The sequence below is a fragment of the Nocardia sp. GP40 genome (assembly GCF_050434125.1).
GTDB classification, from domain to species: domain Bacteria; phylum Actinomycetota; class Actinomycetes; order Mycobacteriales; family Mycobacteriaceae; genus Nocardia; species Nocardia albiluteola.
Window position 1 is genome coordinate 375,900 of sequence record NZ_JBNPVW010000008.1, and the last position, 18,924, is coordinate 394,823.

The 18,924-nt window shown below is 70.3% G+C and carries 13 protein-coding genes; 8 read left to right on the forward strand and 5 right to left on the reverse strand.

What is annotated here, in order from left to right; translation table 11 throughout:
* The first annotated feature begins 167 nt into the window (after positions 1 to 167).
* From ABH933_RS25300 to ABH933_RS25310, 3 genes are read left to right on the forward strand one after another with little or no spacing between them, the layout of a single operon-like run.
* The gene (locus ABH933_RS25300; protein ID WP_429420929.1) at positions 168 to 1,361 is read left to right on the forward strand and encodes a sensor histidine kinase; all 1,194 of its coding nucleotides are present in this window, start codon (positions 168 to 170) and stop codon (positions 1,359 to 1,361) included.
* Positions 1,358 to 2,101, forward strand: a complete 744-nt coding sequence (locus tag ABH933_RS25305; RefSeq protein WP_429420927.1) for a response regulator — start codon at positions 1,358 to 1,360, stop codon at positions 2,099 to 2,101. Before ABH933_RS25300 ends, ABH933_RS25305 begins: the two co-directional genes overlap by 4 nt.
* Positions 2,102 to 2,114: 13 nt before the next feature.
* Positions 2,115 to 2,450, forward strand: coding sequence for a hypothetical protein (locus ABH933_RS25310; RefSeq protein ID WP_429420925.1), 336 nt, complete (start codon positions 2,115 to 2,117; stop codon positions 2,448 to 2,450).
* A 75-nt stretch (positions 2,451 to 2,525) separates the two neighbouring features.
* Here ABH933_RS25310 and ABH933_RS25315 read toward each other — a convergent pair whose 3' ends face one another.
* Entirely contained in the window at positions 2,526 to 2,993 is a 468-nt protein-coding gene (locus tag ABH933_RS25315) for a MarR family winged helix-turn-helix transcriptional regulator (RefSeq protein WP_215917411.1), read from the reverse strand.
* Between the two features lie 60 nt (positions 2,994 to 3,053).
* Here ABH933_RS25315 and ABH933_RS25320 point away from each other — a divergent pair, with 60 nt between their 5' ends.
* Together ABH933_RS25320 and ABH933_RS25325 are read left to right on the forward strand one after the other, a co-directional pair.
* Positions 3,054 to 4,031 (forward strand): pirin family protein, encoded by a 978-nt coding sequence (locus ABH933_RS25320; protein WP_429420923.1) that lies wholly within the window; start codon positions 3,054 to 3,056, stop codon positions 4,029 to 4,031.
* 140 nt (positions 4,032 to 4,171) lie between these two features.
* Positions 4,172 to 4,483, forward strand: coding sequence for an excalibur calcium-binding domain-containing protein (locus ABH933_RS25325; protein ID WP_215917409.1), 312 nt, complete (start codon positions 4,172 to 4,174; stop codon positions 4,481 to 4,483).
* Positions 4,484 to 4,596: 113 nt separating this feature from the next.
* Here ABH933_RS25325 and ABH933_RS25330 read toward each other — a convergent pair whose 3' ends face one another.
* On the reverse strand, positions 4,597 to 4,821 hold the full coding sequence (locus tag ABH933_RS25330) for a DUF3618 domain-containing protein (RefSeq protein WP_215917408.1): 225 nt from the start codon (positions 4,819 to 4,821) through the stop codon (positions 4,597 to 4,599).
* 237 nt (positions 4,822 to 5,058) lie between these two features.
* On the opposite strand from ABH933_RS25330, the gene bcp reads away from it, so the two are divergent.
* Positions 5,059 to 5,532, forward strand: coding sequence for a thioredoxin-dependent thiol peroxidase (gene bcp, locus ABH933_RS25335; RefSeq protein WP_429420920.1), 474 nt, complete (start codon positions 5,059 to 5,061; stop codon positions 5,530 to 5,532).
* A 74-nt stretch (positions 5,533 to 5,606) separates the two neighbouring features.
* Here bcp and ABH933_RS25340 read toward each other — a convergent pair whose 3' ends face one another.
* Positions 5,607 to 6,863 (reverse strand): hypothetical protein, encoded by a 1,257-nt coding sequence (locus ABH933_RS25340; RefSeq protein WP_429420918.1) that lies wholly within the window; start codon positions 6,861 to 6,863, stop codon positions 5,607 to 5,609.
* A gap of 246 nt (positions 6,864 to 7,109) precedes the next feature.
* Between ABH933_RS25340 and ABH933_RS25345 the strand changes: the two genes are divergently transcribed.
* Both ABH933_RS25345 and ABH933_RS25350 read left to right on the forward strand, forming a co-directional pair.
* The gene (locus tag ABH933_RS25345; RefSeq protein ID WP_429421376.1) at positions 7,110 to 7,742 is read left to right on the forward strand and encodes a TetR family transcriptional regulator; all 633 of its coding nucleotides are present in this window, start codon (positions 7,110 to 7,112) and stop codon (positions 7,740 to 7,742) included.
* A 39-nt stretch (positions 7,743 to 7,781) separates the two neighbouring features.
* Complete coding sequence (locus ABH933_RS25350; protein WP_429420916.1) at positions 7,782 to 8,450, forward strand: Uma2 family endonuclease; 669 nt, start codon at positions 7,782 to 7,784, stop codon at positions 8,448 to 8,450.
* A gap of 179 nt (positions 8,451 to 8,629) precedes the next feature.
* On the opposite strand, the gene acpS is transcribed toward ABH933_RS25350, so the two are convergent.
* On the reverse strand, positions 8,630 to 9,049 hold the full coding sequence (gene acpS, locus ABH933_RS25355) for a holo-ACP synthase AcpS (RefSeq protein ID WP_215917404.1): 420 nt from the start codon (positions 9,047 to 9,049) through the stop codon (positions 8,630 to 8,632).
* A 182-nt stretch (positions 9,050 to 9,231) separates the two neighbouring features.
* On the reverse strand, positions 9,232 to 18,558 hold the full coding sequence (locus tag ABH933_RS25360; RefSeq protein WP_429420914.1) for a fatty acid synthase subunit beta domain-containing protein: 9,327 nt from the start codon (positions 18,556 to 18,558) through the stop codon (positions 9,232 to 9,234).
* Positions 18,559 to 18,924 lie beyond the last annotated feature (366 nt).

Sequence of the window (18,924 nt, forward strand, 5' to 3'; positions counted from 1 at the left end):
AGGGTCGACGGGTCCACCCGATCCCGCCCCTGCCCCAGCGCTGCCCCCGCCCACCGACTCCGCAAACTCCATCGGCTCACCGTCCCGACCGCACGACCGCCTTCCATGCCTGCGATCCCGGCGGCCGGCGGCGAGAATACGGGGCGCACCCATCCACGAGGAGCGCGATGACGCACACGCTACGGCGCAACGCACGGCTGCTACTCGGCAGCGATCCGGAGACGAGCCCGCTGCTGCGGATGATCGGGACGGTACTGCTCGCGTTCAACCTGATGTACAACCACCGTGACCCGGTACCGCTGTGGCTGTGGATCACCTTCGGCGCCGCGTTCGCCTGCTGGCTGCTGTACGCACTGTGCGAGGGCAACTGGCATCGGCTGGCGGCGGGCGCCCTGATCGGCTGCGCGCTGCTCTCGGCCGTCTCGACGGGCAGGTGGCCCGACCCCGCCAACGTCAGCGCCCCGGTCATCCAGCTGTGGGTGGCCGTCAGCCTGCTCGCCCAGCAGATCGTGGTGCGCACGAAGGTGGTGCTCTCGATCGTCGCCGCGACCGCCGGGGTCCTGATCGTCAGCTGCCTGCTCGCCGGGCTGACGGCGAGCCACATCCTGACCGCAGTCGGGGCCGGGGCCATCGGCCTGCTGGCCGGGCTCTACCGCCGTCAGTACCGGCTGCGGGCATACCAGACCGAGCTCCTGCTCGAGCAGACCCGCCTGGCCCAGCAGGAACACGCGCGCGCCGCCGCACTGGACGAGCGCGCCCGCATCGCCCGCGAAATGCACGACGTGCTGGCGCATTCGCTGGGCGCGCTGACCGTGCAGCTCGAGGTCGCCGAGGGCCTGCTCAGCGAGAAGGGCGATGTGGCCGCCGCCCTGACCCACGTGCGCCGCTCGCACCGCTTGGCGCTGGACGGCCTGATCGAGGCCCGCGGCGCGGTGGCCGCCCTGCGCGAGGATGTGCCGCCGCTGCCCGAGGCGGTGCGCGGGCTGGTCGAGAGCTACCGCCGCGACCACCGGCTGACCGTGGAGTGCCTGGTCGACGGCGAGGCGCGGGCGCTGCCCTCCGCGGCGGTGGTGTCGCTGCTGCGGGCCGCGCGCGAGGCGCTGACCAATGCGGGCAAGCATGCGCCCGGCGCGCCGGTGACGGTCGCGCTGACCTTCGCACCGGACAAGGTGCGGCTGTCGGTGCGCAATCCGATCGTGGACGGTGCGAGTAGCGCGGGGGCAATCCGCGCGGCGAACGGCGGCGGCGGGTACGGTCTGACCGGAATGCGCGAGCGAATCGCGTTGGTCGGCGGCACCCTGTCCGCCGGACTCGGACGCGACGGCCGCGATTGGCAGGTGACCGCGGAGGTACCCGAATGACTCAGCCCGGCACCGAGATCCGGGTGCTCGTCGCCGACGACCAGCAGGTCATGCGCGAGGGCCTGGTCGCGCTGCTGGGTCTGGTCGACGGCGTGCGGGTCGTCGGCGCGGTCGGGAACGGCGAGGAGGCCGTGCGCGCGGTGGCCGAGCTGACCCCCGAGGTCGTACTCATGGATCTGCGCATGCCGGTGCTGGACGGGGTGGCGGCCACCCGCCGGATCACCACCGAGCATCCGGGCACCGGGGTGATCGTGCTGACCACCTATTCCGACGATGCGTCCATCGCGGGCGCGCTGCGGGCGGGGGCACGCGGATATCTCACCAAGGATGCCGGGCGCACCGAGATCGCCGCGGCCATCCGGGCCGCGGCCGCCGGGCAGTCCAGTTTCGACGCGACCGTCCTGCAGCGGCTGGTGGCCGCGCTGAGCCCACCCACCCCACCGACTCCGCAAGCTCCGTCGGCTCACCGTCCCCGCTCCGACGGCGAATCCGCGGGCGAAAACCCCTCGTCCGCAACGCCGAAGCCCCGGACACCCAGGCCGGACGGGCTGACCGCGCGGGAGGCGGAGGTGATCGGCCTGATCGGACAGGGCCTGTCCAACGCCGAAATCGCCGGGGCACTCTACATTTCGGAGACGACCGTCAAGACGCACATCAACAACGTCTTCGCCAAGATCGGCGCGCGCAACCGTGCCGACGCCGTCCGCTACGCCTACCGCCACGGCCTGGCACAACCCTGAAATACGGCCTCAGATGCCCGATTACGCGCATTCCGACTTCGCGGCCAAGGGCCGCGCCGAGAAGGCGCGGCGCCTGGCGGCCTACATCTGGCAGCGCGGCGTCACCGGGGCCGAGCTGCTGGCCATGCCGGACCCGGTCCGGCGCAAGCTGGCCCGGGCCGCGGACACCAATCCCCCGAGCACCGGCGAAACCTGGTCCGCGGCCGCGCAATTGCTGGACGAGAAGGATGCCTGGGCCGCCCGCAATCCGAATCATCCCGCGGCGCAACGCGATCACACCGACGAGAAGATCCTGTGGGTGAAGCCGCCGGTCAAACCCTGGACCGACGACGGCCCGGCGCGGAGGTAACACTCAGCGCCACCGGCGATCCCGGGCAATCCACGCGCCGCGCCGAGGCCGGTATCGGGCGCGCGGGCGCGACATTCATCCGAGGTCGACCTCGGACCTCTCCTCGGCGGCCGCGCTCACCCGGTCCGCCAGTGAACGCAGCGCCTTGACCTCCTCATCGCTCATCTCATCGATGAACAGCCGCCGCACCAGCTCGACATGGTTGGGTGCCGCGCGCTGCAGCACCTCGCGGCCGTGCGCGGTCAGGCATACGAGGACCCCGCGCGCGTCGTCGGCGGCGGGGGTGCGCTCGACCAGCCCCCGCGCGGCCATCCGGGCCAGGTGCTTGGACAGCCTGCTCTTGTCCCAGCAGATCTCCGCGCCCAGATCCCGTGCGCGCAGGCGATCGTCCGGTGCCTGGGACAGCGCCACCAGCACCTCGTAGTCCGGCGCCGATACCCCGTCGCCCGCCAGTCCGGCCGCGAGCGCGGAGTCCATCCGCTGCCGCAGCCGGATGTACGCCTGCCAGGTCGTCTGTTCGTCGTCGTCGAGCCACCGCACCATGGGAATTATCCTAGCGAGCAATTGGTTGACATGGACACTAACTGCACCGAGGAGGGCACCATGCCAGCCATCACCGTCGACAATATCCTGGTACTCCCCCGGCTGCCGCGCCCCGCCGAGCCCGCGCGGCAGCGCCCCGTACGCACCGTCACCACCGCCCACCGCCAGCGCGAGGGCGCGGGCTTCGAGGTACGCCGCCCGTTCCCGAGCGTCGATCTGCGCTCGGCCGATCCCTTCATCCTGCTCGACCAGATGGGCCCGGTCGCCTACGAGCCCTACGAGGCCAAGGGCGCGCCGTGGCATCCGCACCGCGGCTTCGAGACGGTCACCTACATGCTCGACGGCACCATGGTCCACCACGACTCCAACGACGGCGGCGGGACCATCGGCCCCGGCGACACCCAGTGGATGACCGCCGGGTCCGGCATCCTGCACGACGAATTGCCCGCCGAGGACCTCGTCATCGCGGGCGGAGAATTCCACGGCATCCAGCTGTGGGTGAATCTGCCTCGCGCACAGAAGATGTCGGCGCCGCGCTACCAGGATCTGCGGGCGAGTGAACTGACGCTGGTCAGCTCGCACGACGGCGGCGCGCTGGTGCGGATCATCGCCGGTGAGCTCGGCGGCCACGACGGGCCCGGCTCGACCCACACCCCGATCGTGTACGCGCACGCCTCGATCACGCCCGGCGGGCGGCTGGAAACACCTTGGCCGCAACCGTATTCGGCGATGGTCTACGTGCTGTCCGGCAGCGGGACCGCAGGCGCGGAGGGGGTGCCGATCCGGGAGGGACAGCTCGCGGTCTTCGGACCCGGCGAGTCGATCACCGTGACCGCCGACGAGCGGCAGGACACCCCGTCCGGCGCATTCGAGACACTGTTGCTCGGCGGGCAACCGATCCGTGAACCCGTCGTCCAGTACGGCCCGTTCGTGATGAACACGCGCAGCGAAATCATCGAGGCCATCGAGGATTTCAACGCCGGGCGCATGGGCACGATCCCGGCGGTGCACCTGTCTGGGAAAGGGCTGGGAGAATAGCCGCCCCGGTAGGCTGCGGTTGACAACAGGGCACGCCATCAGAACAGTAGACTCGGTGGTTCCGGCCCGAGCACCGTGGGGAGTGCCGGTTGGTCCGCCCCGTCAACCGCAGCAAATACAAAAAATACAACGAGGAATACATGAACGTTCGCAGGCTCATCGTGACCGTGGGCGCGGGGATGGCCATCGCCGCCCCGCTCGCCCCCTCCGCACTCGCCGCCTCACCCAATATCCCCTCGGGTTCGGCCGGTACCGGATCGTCGAGCATCGACGATCTCATCGGCTCCTTCGGCTCGTCGAGCCTGACTCAGACCGGATCCGTCGGCGGACCGGTCTACAAGAACTGCGACGAGGTCCGCAGGGCCGGTAAGGCGCCGCTGTTCAAGGGCGAGCCCGGCTACGCGCCGTACCTCGACCCCAACAACACCGGAATGGCCTGCCCGACGCGGTAATCCGGCCCTGAACAAACAACACCCGGTGTGGCGATATTGCGCCACACCGGGTGTTGTGTTTTCGGGCCGCTGTTTCGGGGCCGTTGTTTTCCGCTAGGCGGCATCGCGCCGTGTCAGCGGCGGAAGATCCGGTACAGCGTCAATCCGACGACCACGGCCCCCGCGCCGATGAGGCTGTACTTCACCTTGGGCTCGTTGAGCTTTGCGAGCACGGCATGCTTGGTCTTGTCGGCGATCCGCTGGGGGTCGGCCCGAACCGCGAGCTCGTCGAGTGTGTTCGCGAGCCGGTTACGCGCGGCTTCGATCTCCCGCTCGATGCTCTCGGTATCCTTCGCCACGTTATCTCCTGAATTCGTCCGGTAGGGCGTGCCTTGGCTGGCGACGAGTCTATCCGTGGCCGTACCCATGCCGACATGATCGGGGGCCTACGTGGTTACGCTCCGCTGCCTCCGCGGTGTCCGATGGCGCCGCTTCCGAGGGCCCTGCGTGGTTACACTTCGCTGCCTCCTCCGGGCCCGCCGGTGCGAGGCGCACCCTGACCGATCATGTCGGCGCGGTGAGCTACCGTGCTGGGCATGACCGAGAACTCTCGACTCAGTCCGGGCGATACCGCGCCCGCCTTCACCCTCCCCGATGCCGACGGCAAGCCGGTGTCCCTGGCCGACTACCGCGGCCGCAAGGTGATCGTCTACTTCTACCCCGCGGCCAGCACCCCCGGCTGCACGAAGGAGGCGTGCGACTTCCGCGACAACCTGGCCGAGCTGGACGGCGCCGGCATCGACGTCGTCGGCATCTCCCCGGACAAGCCGGCCAAGCTGGCCAAATTCCGGGACAACGAGCAGCTCACCTTCCCGCTGCTGTCCGATCCCGACCGCGAGGTGCTCACTGCCTGGGGCGCCTTCGGCGAGAAGATGATGTACGGCAAGAAGATCACCGGCGTGATCCGCTCCACCTTCCTCGTCGACGAGGAGGGCAAGATCGCGGTCGCCCAATACAACGTGCGCGCCACCGGCCACGTCGCCAAGCTGCGCCGCGACCTGTCGGTGTAGCCGGGGTAGCGGTGTAATCCGAGCCGAAAGGCAGTGCGGCCCGGCCCCTTCGACGGGGCCGGGCCACCTCCCGCTCAGGCGCGCGGCATCATCTCCGCGGCCCACAGCACCATCATCCGCCAGTGGTTGTCCCACCACCCGGCGAACTGCGGCGAGCCGAGCTGCGGCGGCGCGGACTCGCCCTTGAACAGCAGCGACCGATTCAGCGGCCCCACCGGGTTCATCGGATCGGGAACCACCAAACCGGATGCACCCGAGGTCCGCGTGCCCGCGGCCTGGTCCGACGCCGCGTTGCCCAGCTCGAGCCCGTGCGAATGCCGGCCGTTCGGCCCCCACGCCACGGTGGCCGGTTCGCTCGTGCCTGGGACCTTCGCCCGCCGACCCGGTGCCTTCGCCGCCGGAGACCGCATCCGTGTGCCCTGGTCGGCCTCGGATTCGGACTGCGGCGCGGGCTGCTCCACCGGCGCCACCCGGTCGGACTGCGCCGCGGCCCGGGCGTCGGCAACCGGGGCGGTGGCCGGATGCGAGCCCGCCGTCGCCTCGTAGATGCCGCCCGCGACCGCGCCGCCGACCAGCACGCTCGCCGCCGTGACCAGGGCCCCGACGCCCCGCGACATCCGCGAGCGCTCCTGCTCGAACAGATCCACCGACGCCGGCTGCACGATCAGCGCGGCACCGACCGCCGCCGCGGCCGAGGCCACCTTGCTCGGGATGATCGGCACGCCGAACCCCGACATCAGCGCGGCCGTAACCACCGGATCGCTTGCCGCCGAACCGATCATCACCACGGCCTCGGGCTCCACGCCGGCCGCCGCGAACTGATCCAGGGCCGCCGTGACCGCCGGACGCATCGTCTCCTCGCTGACCATCGAGCCGGTCCCCGTGATCGCCGCCACCACCCGATCGCGTTCGGGCGAGATCAGCGTGAAGCACTGATAGCCCGGCACCGCCTCGCACATCAGCAGATGATCGAATTCGGCCGTCCACGGCATCGCCCGGGCCAGCGCCAGATGGGACGACTTCGCCGACACCAGCGAGGCCGTCCGCCACGGGCCCTCGGCCAGGCCCGTGACGATCGTGCGGCGCTCGGCGGCATCGCGGTATGTCACTGCCGCCCCGGCGATCTCCCGGTCCGGGCCGATCTCGTCGGCCAGGGCCTCCAGGGCCGCCTCGACCGCCCGCGGTAGGTTGGCCCGGCCCCCGCCGAATCGGAATGTGCGCTGGATGACCAGCCGGTCCGGCAGCTTGGCCTCGTCGTCGGATAGTGCCACCGCGTGGACGGTGCCGCGTTCGGTGGAAACACCGAAGGACACCACGGATCGAGCAACCACAGATCACGCCTTTCGATGTGCTGGTGAAATGTGCGCAGAGGTACGCCTACTCGGTATGTCTTCGTCGCGGTTTGCGGTCCGGATGGGTACCCGGGTGCAACAAAACCGGTATCCGACGGCGCAGCCGCGTGTCATCAGCGTGTCGCTACCGCTAGCCTGATAGTCGTGGTGGAAGCGCGAGCGGCAACGAGGTCGAACCGACGTCCGGACCCCGCGTTGGAGTTACAGGACGATCCGCAGGAACTCATGCCCCGGCGCCGCCCCACCCAGGAACGCAGCAAGCGCAAGTTCGACGCGTTGCTCCAGTCGTCGCGAGAATTGTTGGTAGAGGTCGGATTCGAGTCGTTCACCTGCGAGGAGGTCGCCGCCCGCGCCGAGGTACCGATCGGCACGCTCTACCAGTTCTTCGCCAACAAATACGTGATCGTGTGTGAGCTGAACCGCCAGGATCTGGTCGCGGTGACCAGGGAGCTGTCGGACTTCCACGGCGAAATCCCGTCCATGGACTGGCTGCGGCACATGAACCGATTCGTCGACCACATGGCCGACCTGTGGATGACCGACCCGTCCCGGCGCGAGGTGTGGCTGGCGATGCAGTCCACCCCGTCCACCCGGGCCACCGGCACCATCCACGAGAAGGAATTCGCCGAGGTCGTCCAGGGGATGCTGCGCCCCCTGATGCCCCGCACCCCCCGCGGCCGCCGCTCGATGATGGCGCAGGTGCTGGTGCACGTGGTGTATTCGATGCTGAATTTCTCCGTGCAGGACGGGCTGCGGCACGAGGACGCGGTGGGCGAACTCAAGCGGTTGATGGTGGCGTATCTGCTGGTCGCGGAGAAGGAGTCCCGGTCGGGGGGACAGCGCGAGCCGCAGGCCTGACACGCGGAAGGTGTCGGTGAAGCTCGCTAGCATGAGGCCATGCCGATCCCGCACCTCGCATCGCCGGACCTTCCCGAGATGATGACCTGGACAGCCTATGAGGCTCTGCCGGAGGAGATTGCGCAATACATCGAACTGCAGGATGGTCGTCCGGTCTGGATCGCAGACGAGATCATCGCGCATCGTTCAACTGATGAGCACCAGGTCTATTCGCATAATTTTGTCCAGGCACTTCGTACGATCACCCGGCACATTACTGCCAAGTCACTGGGGCCATGCTGGCGAGCCACCGGAGAATCGAACATCTTCTTCAACCAGGACAGATCCAGCTTCGTAACGCCCGATTTCATGGCCTTTCGATGCCTGGATGATGAATTCGACTGGATCTACGCGCAGGATGTCGTCCTCGTCGGCGAGGTGCTTTCCCCAGCGAACACACAAGTCAAGATCGAGGAAAAGAAGGCGCGCTACGCTGCCGGTGGAATCCCCTGGTACTGGGAGGTGGTCATCGGCCACGGCCCTCGGCGCATCGAGAAGGTCCGCGCTTATACCCGTGCGGTAGGCGCTCCCCCGTTGCCAGCGGGGGTCACTCTTCTGCATCCTGCCAACTACTATCAGGTCGACGAATGGGCACCCGAGACCCATGACGCGATCGAGACGATCCATCCTTTCCCTATCCGGATCCCCTGGGACGATCTGGTGTACTGAGTGGGAACAACAACCCTCGTCATCATCCCGAGCGGCCTGGTGCTGTTCGGCTAAAGCAGTGCGCTATGGGTATGACTACCCGCGGATGCGGCCGATCACGATGGCCGCGTGCGCCGAGGCAGCCGCGGGATCATCCGCGTCCGACCCGGACCACGACTGAACGGGGCACCCGGCCGGGCTCAGGGGATCAGGTCGGCCAGCTCGCCCGGATCCTCCAGGACCACCATGGCGGCGGCGGTATCGCCGTCATGGGTGAGGGACAGATGGACGCGAACGCGCGGGAGGAAGTCCGCTGCCAGGCCGTGCAGCTTGATGCTGGGCCGGCCCCAGGCGTCGTTGACGACCTCGATCAGCGGATAGGGGTTGTCGCCGATCTGCGGGCTCCGGGCGAAGCGGGAGGTGGCCCACGCCTTCAGCACCGCCTCCTTTGCCGCCCAGCGCGCGGCGTAGCTGCGCGCGGGGTCGGTGCCCTTGCTCTGGCAGTAGCGTCGCTCGCCGGCGGTGAAACTCTCGCGCAGCATGGTGGTGCCGGCGCGATCGAGCTGTTCGGCGAATTCGGAGATGGTGACCAAATCCAGGCCGATACCGAGGATCGTCAAGGCGTACAAGCTCCTTGTCTGGGTACGGATGTGTGATGCGGGGGTGGTGCAGCAACACAGGGTTGTGCGGGTCGGTTCCGGCCGCGGCCCGTAACCGACCCTACGGGATCGGCGCTGGGCCGCGGTACACATGCACGGCGACGCCGCCCACTGTCTGGTGAGCGGCGCCGCCTGGTGTTCATCTACTGCGCGAGTTCGCCTGTGCTGCAGGAGCCCTGAGCCAGGTACAGCCCGTCGGAGCCCAGCCGCGCCTGCTCCGACAGCAGCACGTCCGCCTCGAGCTGACGGGACTCCTTGGCCGGGGTGCCCTCGCCGCCGAGACGACGATCCGCCGGGCGCTCGTACAGTGGCGCCCCGCCGCACATCGCCTCGGTGAACCGCTGCCGCCCGTCCAGCTGACGCTGCTGGGCCCGGCGCTGGTAGTCCTCGCGCCGCTCGGGGTCCATCGCGGCCAGGAACGCCTGCGGGTGCACGATCGCCAGCAGGCCCGACACGTGGCCGAAGCCCAGCGAGGTGACCAGGCCGGCCTTGAGCGCGAACCGGTCCCCGAAGCGCAGCGGCTCGCGCGCCCACACCAGGTGCGGGTACTCGGCCATCTTCTCGTCGACACAGTCCAGGCTGCGGTTCGGCGGGATGACGCCCTGCTCCAGCACCTGGCACAGGCCGATCATCTGGAAGGCCGCCGCGCCGCCCTTGGCGTGGCCGGTGAGCGACTTCTGCGACACCACGAACAGCGGCGCGCCCTCGGAGCGTCCGATGGCCGTGGCGAGCCGCTCGTGCAGCTCGGACTCGTTGGGATCGTTTGCGCCCGTGGAGGTGTCGTGCTTGGAGATCACCGCGATGTCGTCCGCGGTGACGCCGAGCTTGCCCAGCGCCGCGGCCAGCTTGGACTCCCGGCCGCCGCGACCCGCACCCAGCGCGCCCAGCCCGGGGGCCGGGATCGAGGTGTGCACGCCGTCGGCGAACGACTGCGCGAACGCGATCACGCCCAGCACCGGCAGGCCCATCTCGGCCGCGACGTCACCGCGGGCCAGCAGCACCGTGCCACCGCCCTGGGATTCGACGAATCCGCCGCGGCGACGGTCGTTGGCGCGGGAGAAGTAGCGGTCGCTGATTCCCTTGGCGCTCATGGCCGCCGAGTCCGCGGTGGCGGACATGTCACCGAAGCCGACGATGCCCTCGATGCCCAGATCGTCGTAGCCACCGGCCACCACGACATCGGCCTTGCCGAGGCGGATCTTGTCCACGCCCTCCTCGACCGAGACCGCCGCGGTCGCGCACGCCGCGACCGGATGGATCATCCCGCCGTAACTGCCGACGTAGGACTGCACCACATGCGCCAGGGCGACGTTGGGCAGGGCCTCCTGCAGGATGTCGTTGGCGCGCGGCTCACCGAGCAGGTTGTCGATGTACAGCGAGCGCATCGAGCTCATGCCGCCCATGCCGGTGCCCTGGGTGTTGGCCACCAGCGAGGGGTGCACCCAGCTCATCAGCTCGGCCGGGCTGAAGCCCGAGGACAGGAACGCGTCCACCGTGCACACGATGTTCCACAGCGCCACCCGGTCGATCGAGGCGGCCATGTCGGCGGAGATGCCCCACTTGGTCGGATCCCAGCCGGTGGGGATCTGACCGCCGACCGTGCGCGAGAGCTTGGCCTTGCGCGGCACGCGAATCTCGGTGCCCGCCTTGCGCGTCACCTGCCAGTCGCCCGAGCCCTCGACCGGCGTGATGACGGTCTGCTCCGGGTTCGCGGCGTGGAACGCGCGGGCCTGCGCCTCGTCGCTGACCACGAAGGTCAGGTCCTTGTCCAGGAATACCGAGGTGAGCAGCGGCGCGGCGTTGTCGATCATGGCGCCGTCGTCGCCGTAGCGGCGCACGCCGCACCGCTCCACGACGGTGTCGTGGTAGCGCTCGGCGATCTCGGATTCCTCGACGTACTCACCGGATTCGACGTCGTACCAGCCCGGCTTGGGATCGTTCTCCCAGGCGACCAGGCCGGTGGTCCATGCCAGCTCCAGCACGCCCGCGGCCGAGAGCTTGTCCTCGACCTCGAACTCGAACCGGGTGCGCGCCGAACCCCACGGGCCCAGCTCGCCCGCGCCGACGATCACGACCATGTCGGCGAGATCCGCGGTGACCGAACCCCATTCGGGGGTCGGCAGCTTCGAACTCAGCGTCGGCGGGGCGGGCAGCGCCGCAATCGTGGGCGCCGCAACGTCTTGCGCGTCGTCGTCGGCCGCGGCCTGCTCGCGGGCCTGCTTGGCCAGCTCGGGCAGATCCAGCTTCGCCCCGGCCAGGCCGCCGGTCAGGTCGATCTGCTGCGGTCCGGTGCCGGAGACCAGGCGGGCCCGGCCGGTGCACCACTTCAGCAGCTCATCGGCCATCTCGTCGGTGGACCAGGTGTGCACCCCGGCCTTCTCCACGGCCTCGACCAGCGGGTCGTTGCCGCCCATCAGGCCGGTGCCGCGCACCCAGCCGATCAGCGCGTGCACCAGGGTCACCCGCGCGGCCCAGGATTTCTCCGCGCGCCACTTGCCGACCACCGCGTCCAGGGCGGCCTTGGACTCGCCGTAGGCGCCGTCGCCGCCGAACATGCCGCGGTTGGGCGAACCCGGCAGCACCACATGCAGTTTCGCGTCGACATCGTGGTCCGCGCCGATCGCGGACAGGCCGCCGATGAGCCGCTCCACCGACCAGAGCAGCACCCGCATCTCCATTTCGGCGCGGGCGCCGGCATCGGAGAGGTCACCGGCCACGCGCGGCGCGGCGAACGGGAACAGCAGCGTCGGGGTCATCGCCTCCTTGAGCAGAACCTTTGCGCCACCGGCATTGTCGACCTGCTCGGTGCCTACCCACTCGATGAGCGCGTCCACATCGGCGTAGGAGGCCATGTTCGCGGGCACCACCCACAGGGCGGCGCCGCGGCGGGCGTTGTCGCGGTAGAGCTGCTTGTAGAAGCCCAGGCGGGCGTCGTTCAGCGTGGAGGTGGTGACGATGACCGTCGCGCCGCCGCCGAGCAGCCGCGCGGCGGCCGAGGCGGCGATGGAACCCTTACTGGCGCCGGTGATCACGGCGATGTCGCTGGACCACTCGCCGGCCTTATCGGTGCTCAGCGCGGCCTCGGCGATGCGCTCGTACCGTCCGGCCAGCACCGAGCGGGCCTCGCTCATCGCGCGCTGACGCCACCAGTTCGCCTGTGCGGCAACGGCCTTGCCCGCGCCGAGGAAGCCCTGCACCGAATCCTGCGCGGCGTCGGCGTCGTCGGCGAGCCACAGCCGGGCCAGATCCTCGCGGGCGGTAGCCCAGCGGTCGTCGATCAGCACCGCCTTGCGGGCGTCGAACGCGGGCGCGACCAGCCGCGGCCAGTCCGAACCCAGTTCGGCGGCAACGAGATTCACCAGGTTGTCGGTGGTCGCCTCGGGCGCGGACACCTGCTCGGCCAGGCCCAGCTGCTCGAGCACAACCCGGGCCGCGGTGGCCAGCACGCCGTCGCGGCCGGTGATCTGCTCGGTGAACTCGCCCAGCGCGGCCGCGTCCACGGTCGCGCCCCCGCCACCACCGGCGGCGGGCAGGGAGACCGCCACGCCCCGGCGTGCGGCCACGGCCTGCACCGCGGCGTCGATCGCGGCGTCTACCGCCGCACCGTCGCCCAGCGCGCCGGACACCAGCCCGCCCAGGTCGCCGCCGCGAATGCTGGCGCCCTCGCGGGTGCCGAGCGAGACCTCGGCGGTGACGTGGTGCGCCCAGCCGTCGCCGAGCTCCCAGACCTTCTTGACGCGCTCGGCGATCGCGGCCGGGCGCTTGCCCGACGGGCCGAACACCTTGCGCAGGTGGTCGCCGATGGCGTCGGAGAGCACCGAGCCGAACGGCTTGTAGGTGCGGGCCAGGCGCTCGACCGTCGCGGAGAGCGCGCCCATGTCGGCGTCGGCCGCGCCGTCGATCGCGCCGAGGGACAGCTCCGAGCCGAGGTCGACCAGCAGCTGGTTGCGGCGCGAGGAGACGCCGTCGCACAGGCCCTCGATGGTGTCGACCGGTCCGATCTGATCCATCCGCAGCTTGGTCCACAGCGCGATCAGCACGCGGGTGGCATCGGCGGCGGTGAAGGAGATGTCGTCCGGGCGGGGGCCGCCGGACGGGGCCGCCGGGGCCGCCGCGGGGGCCGCGGGGGCCGCGGCAGCGGGAGTCGTTGCGGCGGTGGCGGTCTCGGCCGGGGTCTCCTCCGGCTCGTCCACCGGCGCGGGATCGGTGTCGGTGGAGTACACCACCCCGGCCTCGCGCTCGATGTTCAGCACCTCCACCTTGGCGGTGGCGAACTGCGGCAGCTTGAGAGTGTTGGAGGCCAGGTTCGCCACGGTCGGCGTTGCGGCCAGGCCGATTTCGACGAACCGCTCGACCCCGAGCCCGCCCTGGGCCGGGTCGCCGAACAGCAGGTCCTGGGTCTCGATCCAGCGCACCGGGCTGGCGAACTGCCAGGCCAGCAGCTCGATCAGCACCACGCGGCACAGCTCGGACGGGCGCTGCGCCCAGTTCTCGAAGTCGGCCAGCACCTTCGACAGCGGTTCGGAGGGAACCAGATCGGCGATCTCCTGCACGAAATCGCGGTCCAGCGAGAAGGGCTTGGGCACCAGGTTCGGAATGTAGCGCCCGATCAGCACCTCCGGATGCAGCTCCTCGGGCAGCAGCTCCTCGAGCTTGTTCCGGAACTCCGGAACGCCCTTGCGCAGCACGGTCGAGTGGAACGGCACGTCGATGCCGGGCACCAGGATGAACGCCCGCTTGCCGCCGAATTCCGCACGGCGGCGCTCGATCTCGGCCTCGAGCTCCTCGAGCCCCTTGACCGTGCCGGCGATCGCGTACTGCGCGCCGCGCAGGTTCAGGTTCACGACCTCGAGGAACTCACCGGCCCGATCGCCGATGCTCTTGACCCAGTCGGTGACCTCGGCGTCGGGCAGCCCGATCTGCGAGGGGCGGATCGCGGCCATCCGATAGTCGCTCTGGCCCTTGGCATCCCGGGGCACCAGCTCGTGCATGGCCGAACCGCGCTGGAACACCACCTCGAGCACCGCCTCGAGCGGCAGCACCCCGGCCACGGCGGCGAGGGCGTTGTACTCACCGACCGAGTGCCCGGCCAGCATCGCGCCCTCGACGAAGGCGCCGGCCTCGCGCAGCTCGGCCACCTGCGCCACGCCCAGGGTCGCCATCGCGACCTGGGTGAACTGGGTCAGGTGCAGCACGCCGTGCGGGTGGCGGTACTCCACGCCGCGGGCCTTGAGGTAGGTCGGGTTGTCCCGCACGACGGCCAGGATCGAGAAGCCCAGCGCCTCGCGGGTGTGCTTGTCCGCGCGCTCCCAGACCGTCTTGGCGGCCTTGGACCGCGCCCGGGCGTCCAGACCCATCCCCTTGGTCTGAATGCCCTGGCCCGGGAATGCGTACACGGTCTTCGGCGCAGCCAGCCGTCCCGTGCCGGTCATCACCAGATCGCCCTCGATCCGGCAGGATACCTCGACGATCTCCGAACCCTGGTCCACCGCAACACGTTCCACGCGCACGTCGATCTCCGCGCCCGGGCGGACCATGCCCAGGAACCGGGTGGTCCAGGCGGTGAGAGTCCGCGGGGGCAGGGCGGATTCGGGGTCCACGGCCGACACCGCGTGCTGCGCGGCGGCCGAGAGCCACATGCCGTGCACGATCGGGCTGCCCAGCCCGGCCAGCTTGGCGGCGTTGGCGGAGGTGTGAATCGGGTTGTGATCACCGGACACCGCGGCGAACGCGGCCATCGCGCGGGGCGCGGTGACGACCACGTCGCGACGACGGCGGCGCGGGGTGTCGATGGCATTCTCGGAGACGGTCCCGGCCGCGCGTGGCGGGTCGGAGAGCTCGCCGCCGCCGTTGCGGCCGCGAATCGCGAAGCGCTCGGTCAGCTTTGCCACCGCCGGGGTATCCAGGCCGTGGTCGCGCATCACGCCGACGGTGACGCGCACCTCGGCGACGCGGCCCATATCGGTGTCGACGACCTCGCCGGCCTCCGCGCGCACGGCGAGCACCGCGTGCTCGGCGGGCAGCTCACCGGCCAGCTCGATCCGGTGGTCCAGGTGGACCAGGTCCAGCATGCCCTCGATGACGTGCTGCCCGGCCTCGGTGCGGGTCGCGCCCAGCACCGCGAAGACCGCGGGCCAGCAGGCGCCCACCAGCACGTCCGGGACGGTGCGGCCGATGGTGCTCAGCGTCGCGGGCAGGCCCGAGCCGGTGACACCGGCGTGGTCGGCGATCAGATCCGGGCTCCAGGCCAAATTCACATGGGCGACACCGGATTTCACCTCCGGCAGCGACTTCCCGGCGGCGACGGCCAGCAGCGCCGACATGGCGGCCTCGGCGTCGTCCTGCGAGATGACCGGCGCGCCACCGTTGTACGCCGAGGCCGGCACGGTGATCCGGATGCGAACGGCGTTGGCGCCCAGCAGCGGAACGGTCAGCTCGACGTAGGCGTTGTCGGTGTCGGGACCCTCGATCGAGACCAGGGTGGCGCCGGTCGGCGGGTGGTGCGCGCCCTGGCCGTCCACGGCCCACTCGGCCAGATCGCCCAGGCGGTGCACCGGGTTCAGGGTGGTGCGCCCGGCCCACTGCACGTCGGGGGCGGCCAGCACCAGGTCGATGACGCCCGCGGTGACCTCGGCGCGGCGGCGGCCATCCACGGCCAGCGGCGTCACGCCGCCGCGGATGAGGGTGTGGGCGGTGTCCTGCTCGAAGCGGTCCAGCAGCTCGCCAACCGGCTCGTCGACGCGGGTGATGCCCGCGACGGCCACGGTGCCCGGGATGATGCAGACCTGGTCGGCGCCGTAGCGCGGATCGTGGGCCTGCCACAGCGAATCCGAGCGCCACCAGCGGCGCACGTCGCCGTCGACGACGGGTACGAAGTTGACCGGCTTGCCCGGGGTCTTGCACAGCGCGACGAAGAACGGCACGTCGGCCGGGTGCAGCACGGTGTCCGCGGCGGCCGGGTACTGCTCCTTCAGCGTGCAGATCGCCTGCACGGGCGCCTCGAACGCGGCGTCGTCGGCGAAAAGCGTGGCGATCTCGCCGCGGTCGGCCGGGTTGAGGCGGGATTCGGTGCGGCGCACCATCTCCGCGAAGCGGTCGCGCCAGGTGATGTCCAGCCACACCGAGCGGGTGGCATCCGCGATGGCCTCGGAGAAGTCCGCGCCGCAGTCGAAGTCGGTGCGGCGATCCAGACCCACCGCGAGCTCGACGTAGCGCTCGAGCCACTCCAGGTAGCTCATGGCCGCGACATCGCCGAAATACGGCTTGGCCGTGACGTTCAGCGCGGCGATGATCTCCTCGCGCCGCTCGGCGACGGCGTCGGCATTGCCCGCGACCTCGTCCAGCAGGCGGCCGGTGCGGGAGGCGGCGTTGTCGATCTCGTGAATGTCCGCGCCCAGCTGGCTACGGCCCGAGGCCATTCCGCCCACGGCGGTGCCCGCGCCGACCCACTCGGGATGTCCGGGGGTGTCCACCAGCAGCTGCTTGACCTCGGGCGCGGTGGTCGCCTCGAGGGTCGCCATCGCGGCGGTGCCGACCAGCACGCCGTCCAGCGGCATCACCGGATAGCCGTGCGCGGCAGCCCATTCGCCGGTCAGGTACTCCGTGGCGCGCTCGGGGGTACCGATGCCGCCGCCGACGCAGACCACCACGTTGGCGCGGTTGCGCAGCTCGGCGTAGGTGTCCAGCAGCAGGTCGTCCAGGTCCTCCCACGAGTGGTGACCACCCGCGCGGCCGCCCTCGATGTGCATGATGACCGGGTAGTCCGGCACCGCGTCCGCGATGCGCAGCACGGCGCGGATCTGCGCCACCGTGCCCGGCTTGAACGCGACGTGCGCGATACCGACCTCGGTCAGCTCCTCGATCAGCGCGACGGCCTCGTCGAGCTCGGGGATGCCCGCGGTGACGATCACGCCGTCGAACGGCGCACCGGCCGCGCGGGCCTTCTGCACCAGGCGCTTGCCGCCCAGCTGCAGCTTCCACAGGTAAGGGTCCAGGAACAGCGAGTTGAACTGCACCTCGCGGCCCGGGTGCAGCAGCGTCTTCAGCTCGGCGACGCGATCGGCGAAGATCTGCTCGGTGACCTGCCCGCCGCCGGCCAGCTCGGCCCAGTGGCCCGCATTCGCCGCGGCCGCAACGATTTTCGCATCCACCGTGGTGGGGGTCATGCCCGCCAGCAGGATCGGGGAGCGGCCGGTGAGCCGGGTGAACGCGGTCTCGACGACCACGCGCCCGTTCGGCAGCCGAATCGGCTTGGGGGCGAAGGCCTCCCACGCCGGGGACACCTCCGGCGCCGCGCCGGGGGTGAACAGGGCGCGCTGGCCCGTGCGGGTCGAGGCCGCCACGATCCCGACCCCGGTGCCGCGCAGCGAGCCCTGGGTCAGCCGGCTCAGCAGGTCGCCGGGACCCAGGTCCAGCATCCACTGCGCGCCATCGGAAATCGCCTCGTCCACGATCGCGACCCAGTCCACCGGATCCACCAGGATGGCCCGGGTGAGGTCGGCGGCGAGCTGCTCCTCGATGCCGCACTGCTTGGCCCAGCCGACCACCATGTCGACGGTCTCGGCCAGCGCGGGGTGATGGAAGCCGACCTCGACCTCGACATCCTCGAAGACGGGCGCGAACACCGCGCCGCCGCGCTTCTTGGCCTCGCGGGCGCGGGTCTGCTCGTCGTGGATCTCCGCGCAGCGCTGACGAACCCGGTCCAGCTGGGCGACGGTGCCCGAGAGCACCGCGCGGCGACGGCCGTTGCGGATGGACACCACGGCGGCAGCGGCGGGATCGACGCCCCGGGAGACCTCGGCGACGATCGCCTTCAGCTGCTCGGGATCCACGTGCGAGACGGCCACCATCGGCGACTTCTCGCCGACCGGGATCAGGCCGCGTCGCCGGGCCACCAGCGTCGCTGCGGCGCCGATCAACTGGGCCAGCCCCAGCAGCTCCGCGTCGCGGGCGCCGTTCGCCTGCGCGGCGCGCGCGGCCAGCAGGCCCTGGGAGTGACCGATCACCGCGGCCGGCGCGTGCTCGGCCGGATCCAGCCCCTGCAGCCGCAGCGCGCGCAGCGCGGCGACCTGGCTCAGGAACACCCCTGGCATGGAGATGGCGGCCGAGCGCAGCACCTGGGGGGCCGGGGCGGCGGACACCTCGCCGGCGTCGGTATCGGCGAGCTCGTCCTCCAGCATCCACGCGATCGGGTCGAAGCCCATCGGCCGGACCACCAGCAACTGCGAGGCAATCGGCGCCAGCAGCGCGGCGGCCTCGTTCACCAGGGCGGTGAGCTCGGGCTCGAGGGCGCTGTCACGCCCGATCTCCTCGAGTTCACCCAGCCACTGCGCCCCCTGTCCACCGAAGGCCAGCACGTAGGGCTGCCCGGCCTGCAGACGGTCCACCAGCGACGACTTGATTCCCGTATCCGAAACTCCCCCAACCATGTTGGCCCTGGCTCCGGTTCCGGTGCTCTCGTTGATCGTCAAGACGTTCGACTTCCTACTCGTGGTGGCTCGCCTCGCGAGAGGGCCACCAGGCGTGCACAGGCACTCCTCGGCCCTGAGGACTGATCTCTGCCGAGGATGGCACAAAATCATGAGGAAATCCTCACGTTTCCTCCGCACCCTCCCGCTACCCGCGAGTATTTCCGTACGCACGTACAAGAACGGCTCCAAACATGACCCTCCCTCACGTTTGAACGCGCTGGTCCGGCCGGTTGCTTCCAGGCGAGAACTCGAGGGTTCCTCACATTGTCCGTAACCAAATCGTTATAATACCTGGTGGGGTTACCCATGAGTACGAAACACCCATCCAGAGCTTCGCTCTGGCGATCGCGCCCGGTAGAGTTTGGA